At 64.6% G+C, this 8,387-nt stretch carries 7 protein-coding genes; 2 read left to right on the top strand and 5 right to left on the bottom strand.

Translation table 11 applies throughout. From position 1 onward, the window contains the following. The first annotated feature begins 122 nt into the window (after positions 1-122). On the top strand, positions 123-1,637 hold the full coding sequence (gene gatA / locus NW844_RS11105) for an Asp-tRNA(Asn)/Glu-tRNA(Gln) amidotransferase subunit GatA (RefSeq protein WP_414335670.1): 1,515 nt from the start codon (positions 123-125) through the stop codon (positions 1,635-1,637). Positions 1,638-1,648: 11 nt separating this feature from the next. Here the strand turns inward: gatA and psb28 are convergent, their stop codons facing one another. The 5 genes from psb28 to NW844_RS11080 form a co-directional block, all read right to left on the bottom strand. Continuing rightward, on the bottom strand, positions 1,649-1,963 hold the full coding sequence (gene psb28, locus NW844_RS11100) for a photosystem II reaction center protein Psb28 (protein ID WP_414335669.1): 315 nt from the start codon (positions 1,961-1,963) through the stop codon (positions 1,649-1,651). Positions 1,964-2,195: 232 nt separating this feature from the next. Next, on the bottom strand, positions 2,196-3,362 hold the full coding sequence (locus NW844_RS11095) for a glycerate kinase (protein WP_414335667.1): 1,167 nt from the start codon (positions 3,360-3,362) through the stop codon (positions 2,196-2,198). Positions 3,363-3,397: 35 nt separating this feature from the next. Continuing rightward, positions 3,398-3,946 carry a hypothetical protein gene (locus tag NW844_RS11090; RefSeq protein ID WP_414335666.1) on the bottom strand — a complete coding sequence of 183 codons (549 nt, stop codon included), beginning with the start codon at positions 3,944-3,946 and terminating at the stop codon, positions 3,398-3,400. After that, positions 3,933-4,319 carry a thioesterase family protein gene (locus tag NW844_RS11085; RefSeq protein WP_414335664.1) on the bottom strand — a complete coding sequence of 129 codons (387 nt, stop codon included), beginning with the start codon at positions 4,317-4,319 and terminating at the stop codon, positions 3,933-3,935. Before NW844_RS11085 ends, NW844_RS11090 begins: the two co-directional genes overlap by 14 nt. Positions 4,320-4,337: 18 nt before the next feature. After that, on the bottom strand, positions 4,338-5,852 hold the full coding sequence (locus NW844_RS11080; RefSeq protein WP_414335662.1) for a hypothetical protein: 1,515 nt from the start codon (positions 5,850-5,852) through the stop codon (positions 4,338-4,340). Between the two features lie 121 nt (positions 5,853-5,973). On the opposite strand from NW844_RS11080, the gene NW844_RS11075 reads away from it, so the two are divergent. Further along, entirely contained in the window at positions 5,974-8,109 is a 2,136-nt protein-coding gene (locus NW844_RS11075) for a tetratricopeptide repeat protein (protein ID WP_414335660.1), read from the top strand. The last annotated feature ends 278 nt before the right edge of the window (positions 8,110-8,387 follow it).

Below are 8,387 nucleotides of genomic sequence, written 5' to 3'. Positions count from 1 at the left end.
CCCTCACCCCCGGCCCCTCTCCCTGAGGGAGAGGGGAGTTAGTAGGGATCCGTGCTGGATTAATCTGGAGAGAACTTTGACGTTGCTCGATCGGCCTTTCCCTTCCTTAGCGAGTTTGCCATATGTCTGTTATCCGTGCCCTGCACCGCCAGTTGGTGAGCAAAGAGCGCTCGGCCGAGGAGATCGCGCGCGAATACCTGGAGCGCCTGCACCAACTGGAGCCGCAGCTTAAGAGCTTTATTACTGTCACCGAGGAGCTGGCGCTGCAACAGGCTAGGGCGGTGGATGCCCGCATTCGCGCCGGGGAGGCGATTGGTCCGCTGGCCGGGATCCCGTTGGCTGTGAAAGATAACCTCTGCACCCAAGGGATCCGCACCACCTGCGCTTCTCGGATTCTGGAGGGGTTTATTCCGCCCTACGAGTCAACGGTGACGGCGCGGCTGGCGGCAGCCGGCATGGTGACGGTGGGCAAGACCAACCTGGACGAGTTTGCCATGGGCAGCTCCACGGAAAACTCGGCCTTCCAGCGCACCGCCAACCCCTGGGATCTGACGCGGGTGCCAGGGGGATCCTCAGGCGGATCGGCGGCGGCGGTGGCGGCAGACCAGGCGGTGGTGGCCTTGGGATCGGATACGGGAGGATCCATCCGCCAGCCGGCGGCCTTCTGTGGCGTGGTTGGCCTCAAGCCCACCTACGGGCTGGTGTCGCGCTATGGGCTGGTGGCCTTTGCCTCTTCTCTGGATCAGGTGGGGCCGTTTGGGCGCACCGTGGAGGATGTGGCCCTGCTGCTGCAGGGGATTGCCGGCCACGACCCCATGGACTCCACCAGCCTTAGGGTGGAGATCCCGGACTATAGCCAGGCTTTGATCCCCGATATCAAAGGCTTCAAGATTGGCGTGATCCGCGACCTGCTGGGGGAAGGGTGTGGGGAAGAGACCCGCGCGGCTGTGCAAGCGGCCATCCAACACCTGCAGGAGCTGGGGGCGGAGATCCTGGAGATCGACTGCCCCAGCTTTCGCTACGGCCTGGCCACCTACTACATCATTGCCCCTTCGGAAGCTTCTTCCAATCTGGCCCGCTACGACGGCGTCAAGTACGGCCTGCGGGAACCTGCCGACTCGCTCTTGGCTATGTATGGCAAGACCCGCGCCCGCGGCTTTGGGCCGGAGGTGAAGCGGCGCATCATGATCGGCACTTATGCCCTCTCTGCCGGCTACTACGATGCCTACTACCTCAAGGCCCAGAAGGTGCGCACCTTGATCAAGCAAGATTTTCTGCGGGCCTTCGAGAAGGTGGATGTGTTGGTCAGCCCTACCACCCCCACGCCGGCCTTCAAAAGCGGCGAGCGGGAGGATCCCTTGAGCATGTACCTGTGCGACCTGATGACGATCCCGGTCAATCTGGCGGGCTTGCCGGGGCTAAGCCTGCCCTGTGGCTTTGCCGATGGGCTGCCGATTGGCTTGCAAATCGTGGGCAACGCCCTGCAAGAGAGCAAGGTGCTGCGGGTGGCCTATGCCTACGAGCAAAGCACCGACTGGCACCAGCGACGGCCCCCACTGGAGCAGCCTTCGATTGAAAAGACCCAGGGATCTGCCCCCGTCCAGCCCGGCAAAGGGAGCAAAAAAGCCAAAAGCTGAGGATCCAGCAGCTAGGCAATGCCCATCTGGTTGGCCGCCGAGAAGCGCTCCATAAAGCGCAGGAAGCGATCCCACTCGGCTTCTGTTTCCATGTCGTAGATCACTTCCAGGGCCTTGAATTCTCCGTTTAGGAACTTGGCCTTGATGTTGCGGGTGGTCAGCTCCCCTTCTTCGTCGATCATCCGCATGCCGAGGATGTTTTGCGTGTCGGACTTCAGCTCCTCGAAGCGAAAAATGGCGGATCCCCGCTTGCCGGTTTTGGATTTCAGCAGCCGTACTTGGGTGGGCACTTCTGGAATGCCGGGAGAAAATTCGATACTGACCATGATGCTTAAAAAAATAACCGATTCAGGCCATTATAGTTGTTCCAGATACGATTAAGACACTTTGCCGCTAGCGGCCCAAACGCTCCGCGCCGCTCACGCGACCACCCCCAGCCCCTCTCCCTGGGGGAGCAGCCCCTCACCCCCAGCCCCTCTCCCTGGGGGAGAGGGGAGCTGGAGAGCAACGGACAGGCTGTTCCATAATCTTTTGCAATGACTATGTGATGAGCGGATCCTAGGCTAGAAACTTTTTCAACTCGCAAGCGGCCATCTGTTCCAAGTGGTGGCCGGCCTGACGCTGGGCTTCGGTCACATCCGGGATCCGGTCGCAGAGGGCAGCAACTCCAATTGGCAAAGGTCGGGCGGCCAAGTCGGCTCGGGCTGCCGGGGTGGCCTGGCCACAGAGAATCAGCAGGGGCTTCTGGGCTGCCATGGCCAGCTCCAGCACCACTCCTACCACTTTGCCCATGCTGCTCTGTTCGTCAAGGCGGCCCTCGCCGGTCACCACCAGGTCACAGCGGTGGATGCGCTCCGCCAGAGCCAAGTGCTGGGCCAGCAAGTGGATCCCCGACTCCAGGGTGGCGCCTAAAAAAGCCACCAATCCTGCCCCTAGCCCGCCGGCGGCGCCGGCCCCTGGGATCCCGTCCACAGTCCGGCCCAGGTCGCGCTCCACCACTCTGGCCCACTGCTGCAGTGCCTGCTCCAACTGCCTTACTTGCTGGGGAGTGGCGCCCTTCTGGGGGGCGAAGACGGCAGCCGCCCCCAACGGGCCGGTGAGGGGGTTCTGCACATCGCAGAGGCCGCGGATGCACTTGCCCAGCCAGACAGGCTGCTCGGGCGGCTCGATGCGCGCCAGGCGGGCCAGCTCCCCTCCCCCCCAGCCAATGGGATCCCCGGCCTCATCCAGGAGGCGATAGCCCAAGGCCTGCGCCATCCCTGCGCCCGCATCGACGGTGGCGGATCCGCCCAGCCCTATCCAGATCTCGGCAATGGGATCCCGGCAGACGGCCCGCAACAGCTCCCCCAAGCCATAGGTGGTGGTGCGGGTGGGATCCCGCCGCTCGGGGGGCACCAAGGTCAGGCCGGCCACCTGGGCTACTTCCAGCAGCGCCCGCTCGCCCGCCACCCCGTATTCGGCCCAGACGGGATACCCCAGCGGGCCGGTGACCCACAGCCCTCGTTTTTCTCCCCCCAGCGCCGGCAGCAGCACCTCTAGGGTGCCCTCGCCCCCATCGGCCAGAGGGAGCAGCTCCACCGCGGCCTGGGGCAACACTTGTTGGATCCCGCGGGCCATGCTCGCTGCCGCTTCCGTGGCCGTCAGGGATCCCTTGAAGCTATCCGGGCAGACCAAAATCCGCCGGGGCGCGCGCGGATCCCATTCCTTTTGTCCCCAATTCGACATAACCCAAAGTTTGGCTCGGCGAGGCTGTTCCAGCGCTAATTGTCCGGGATCCTTTCCCAGAGGGCCAGCCACCCCAGTTTCAAGGCCGGCCCCAGCACCCGCCAGGGACGAAAGCGAACCACCAGGGATCCCTGTCCGCGCCAGCCGCTGCGGGCGAAGGTAAGGCGCAGATGTTGGGCCAACGGGGGGGGCAGAGCGGCGATCAACCCTAGGCATTGCCCCGTCAAGGCCGGGTCGGCAAAGCCGATTTCTAGGCCACCTTGCCAGGACTGGATCTGGATCCCCTTGGCCAACTGCTTCAGAAGGGGCCAGAAGCGAGGCCAGTCGGCAAAGGAGAGACGGCAGCCCACCCGGGCCGGCCAATGCCCGCGAACGCAGAGGGATCCGCAGCGCCATTCCCACCCCCGACGGCTGCCCCGCAGAGCCAAGCCCCCCCACCCGCGCCATTTCCAGCTCCAGGCGAGGGGGCCTTGCCAAGGCTTGCGGTAGCGTAGCAGGAGCTGTTGTGGCCAGAACAGAAACAGCCCCAACCCAGTGACCAGCAGCAGCCCTGCCAGGTACTTGATGATCTCAAGCCAGCCCATAGCGGGCCAGAAAATGGGGCAAATCGACTACCTGACAGGTGTAGGATCCCTGCATCACCAGCCGCCCCTGCTGCGTGATCTCCACCTGAAACTGAACGCGCCTTCCCACCACTTGCACAACCTCAACCTGAAGGTGTAGAGGATCCCCCACCACAGCTGCTGAGCAGTGTTCTAGGACAAAGCGGATCCCGACTGCCGCTTCTTCCCCCTCGTAAAAAGGCTGCAAGGTGTTGTGGCCACATCGCTCGATCAGCGCCAACAGAGCTGGGGATCCGATCACCCTCACGCCGGGGTTGCCCAGGGCCTCAGCCGTCTGCTCGGGGCCGGGGATCCCTTGCCAGGTGCCACGGGTGCCGAGGGGAAGGAGTTTCACAACCCTAGAACCTCAACGCTAGCGGGACGCTGTTCTGGACTGCCACCAGCGCCAGCCCTGCCCAAGCAAAAGGAACAGAGCCAGGATCCCAACGCTGGCCGCCAGCACCAGGGCCCGCTCCAGGCGGGTGGCATAGAACCCCGTCACCGTCCAGTTGCGGCTGAGGTTGGATCCGAGGATGGCGAGCGTGGCCAGGCCCAAAGCTTGGATCCCCGTCCAAGTCGCCCTTCTCCCTTCTTGGTTCAAGGCTATGGGCTGCAGCGCCGCCAAGATCAAGGCGGTGATCAAGGCTGCCAGCAAGAAAGCTGCTTGCGGCTGGGCATGGACGAAATAGCCCACCCCCAGCGGCAGGAGCAGGCTGCCCAGCGTCAGGCCGACCCCGGTTTGCAGGGGTTTGTCCAGCCCGTGCAGCCAGTAAAGAAGCGCAGCCAAGGCCATGGCCGCCATGCCCAAGTAGAGCGCCGCCGATACGTAGGGCTGGGTGAGGTCGATCCCGGCCACCTGCAGGTTGAACTGGTGCAGCAGGTTTTGCAGCAGGGGTCGGGCCGACAAAAACAGGGCAGCCATCGCCCCCCAGCGGCTGGGAAAAGCCAGACACCCCAGCCCCAGCAGCGCCGCCCCGTAGGATCCCCCCAGCCGCAACGCCAGCAGCGCCCCACCGCCTACCAGCGTCAGGCTCACACAGGCCCGCCAGAGCAAGGCCTCTTTCCCCTCGGGTGCCGGGATCCTGCTCTCCAAAGCCAGTAGAGCCCACGAGAGCAACACCCCCGCCCCGTACAGCAGCGCCCAAAAGGGATCCTGGTACAGCCCGTTGCGCACCAGAGCCAGGGCCAGCGCCGTCGCCACCAGCCATCCCACACCGTGCCCCAGGGCCGACAGCAGCCGGTTGGATTCCACCTCGCTGTCGGGTGAGGACTCTGTCCCGCTGGCGCGAACGGGAACAGTCAACAAGGGCAGGGTGCCCGCCACTAGGCTGAGGGCGGCCAGACCAACAGGTAACAACACCGGCCAAGGGAGATCTGGCAGAGATTCCGCTCCCATCTCCATAAGGCGGGATCCCCAGGTGAGGGCAGCGATGCCGCTCCAGCCCTGGGCCAGCCCCATCAGCACAGACAGCATCTCTTCTTCAGCCAAGCAGCCCAGCAACGGGATCCCCACCAAGCCCATCCCCAGGCCGCAGCCCCACAACAGCAGGGAAAAAGCAGCTCCCGCCTCAGATCCCTCGAAGGCGCCGCCGGCTACACCCTGCCAGGTGGCCAAGCTGAGCAGCAGCACCGCCAGCCCCTGCCCGGCCCGCCCACAGCCGCCCAAGCCCAGCAGCCCCAGTCCCACCAGCCCTCCCAACAGCAGGGCCAGCGGAACCGGTTCCGGCAACTGTCCCAGCCCCGCCCCCAGCGCCGCCAAGGCCGCCAGGCCCAGTCCCATTGCCGGCTGCCAACGGCGCAGGGATCCCCAGCGGCGATAGCGAATCGCTTCCAACAGCAGAACCACCAAGCCAATCGCTGCGGCAATCGCCAGCACTCCGCTTGCCATCTCCCCCTCCTGACCAACCCTTCCTCAACTATCGCCGATCTTGCAGCCGGGGAAGAGGCAGTGCTCGGGCCGCCGAGGCGATGGCAAAGATAAGCTGGAAAAGAGCAGCGAGCAGGCGTTCATGTCTTCCGAGCATTACAAGTTTGACCTTTTCTTGCGCTACCACCGAGAGCAGGCGCGGTGGGCGCGGCAACTGGCCGAGCGGCTGGATCGGGAGGGGTTCAAGGTCTGGTTTGACCGCTGGATGCTGCAGCCGGGAGACGACCGCCGGCTGGAGCTGCAACTGGCCATCGAACAATGCCGCTGGATCGGGGTGGTGGCCTCGCCGGAGTTTGTTGCCGATCCCTGGCCTAGAGATGAGCTCTACAGCGGCTTCTCCCACGCTCCGCCCCGACAGAACCAGCGCCTGCTGACGCTGCTCCACACGCCCGCCGAGCTGCCCCGCCCCCTGGCAGAAGCACCGCTGCTGGATTTTAGCGGCTCTGAGGAAGATCCGGTGCTGTTTGAGTACCGGGCCCGGGAGCTGATGCACTTTTTGGATCCCAGCTTCCCCACCCCTGGAGATCTGCAGCGATTTCGGCTGCAATACCACCGCCGCGAGGAACCTCCTGAAGATGAGGAAGTGCGGGGGTTCCAAGCTTTCCTACGAGCCATTCAGCTAGCCATCCTGCGCATTGCCACTGGCGAAATGCCCTCTGCCACACCGGAGGAAGGGGCACGCAAGATTGCCATTTTGCAATTTCTTCAGCGCCTGTTCCAGTGGAACAGCGCCGATATTCAATTCGATCGGGCCGAGGAGTGGCGCAAGCGGGGCAACCTAACCGAAGCCCTGGCCGCCTACGACCGCGCTTTGAACATGGATCCCAACTTCGCCCTGGCCTGGAGCCGACGCGGCGATGTGCTGGTGCAGTTGGCCCGCTACCGCGAGGCGGTGGATAGCTACAACGGATCCCTGAGCATCAACCCCTACGACGAGGAGACGCGGCTGCGCCTGGCCCTGATTCTGGGGCGCCTGGGCCAGTACAAAGCGGCGGTGGTCAACTACGACAAGGTGCTGGAGAGCAACCCGGAGGACGCCCTGGCCTGGCACAACCGCGGCATTCGCCTCATGCAACTGAAGCGGCCCAAGCTGGCCCTCAACAGCCTGAACAAGGCGCTGCGCTACAACCCCCAACAGCCCCGCACCTGGCTGGCGCGTGGGATCGTGTTGCGGCGGCTGCGGCGGCCCAGCTCGGCGGCGGCCAGCTTTGCTCGGGTTTTGAAGCTCAACCCCAGAAGTGGCCGGGTCTGGCGCTACCAAGGTAATGCCCTGTTCCACTGCCAGCGGCTGCGCTCGGCCATCGAGTGTTACAAGCGCTCGCTGCGGCTGCGCCGCCGGGATCCCATTACGCTCCATAACCTAGGGGTGGCTCTGCTGCGCCTGGGGCAGTATCGGCTGGCCAGCAAAGCCCTGGAACGTGCCCTGCGCTACGACGCCGACAACCCCAAAAGCTGGTACGCCCGCGGCGTGGCCTTCCAGAAATTGGGCTACCTAAAGGAGGCTTGCATTCACTTTGAGGAGGCCCTGAAGATCCGGCCAGAGGACTTCCCGGCTCGCTATGCCCTGGCGGTGGCACAGCAGGAGCTGGGGCAATACGAGGCCAGCCTGGAGCAGTTCCGGAGCTTGGTGCAGCAGCGTCCTGGCAGCTTTGCCTGCTGGTTTGGCCAGATCACCAGCCTGCGCCGCCTGGGCCGATTGGAAGAAGCCCTTGCCGCCGCCCAAGAGATGACCCGCCTCAACGAACGGGATCCCTGGGGCTGGTTTGCCTTGGGCCTGGTCTATGGCGACCTGGGGGATGCAGAGAAAGCGGCGCAAGCCTACTCGCGCGTCCTGGAGCTCACCCCAGAAGACGCGGTGGCCCTCAACAACCGCGCCTGGGAAGCCCTGAAGCTGGGAAAGTTGGAGCTGGCCCTGGCCGACGCCCAACGGGCTACGCAACTGGAGCCGCAGCGGCCCGCCTTTTGGCATACCTTGGGGTTGATCCAACTACAGGCCGGCCAGCGGGAAGCGGCCCAGGCCAGTTTGCAGCGCTGCCTGGAGCTGGATCCCCAGTTTCAGCCGGCCCAAGCTGCATCCGGCTTGCCGACGGGCATGCCCACCGAAGATAGGGGGACAAAGTCCTTGGAAAGCCCCGCCGCCGAGATGGGATCCCCCTTGCCGGAGCTGGAAACCCTCACCCCTCAACCAGAGCCCCAGCCGCTAGACCGCAGCTCCTGAGCGGATCCCCTTGGCCTGCTCCCATCAGCGCGGCGCGGGCTTCCCAACCTACTTAGAGACAACCCGCACCTGCCCACCACAAAACCGTCAGGAATATAGTCGTTTCAGACAAGATTAAGACACTTTGCCGCTGCCCAAGCGCTCCGCGCCGCTCACGCGACCACCCCCAGCCCCTCTCCCACCCTCACCCCCGGCCCCTCTCCCTGAGGTACCCTCACCCCCGGCCCCTCTCCCTGAGGGAGAGGGGAGTTAGGGATAGCGATCGGCGCTGTTGGTGT

It is taken from the genome of Synechococcus sp. H55.2, assembly GCF_047462495.1.
GTDB lineage: Bacteria > Cyanobacteriota > Cyanobacteriia > Thermostichales > Thermostichaceae > Thermostichus.
Note: the sequence above shows the minus strand (reverse complement) of the source record. Positions and strands in the feature narration are given on the sequence as shown.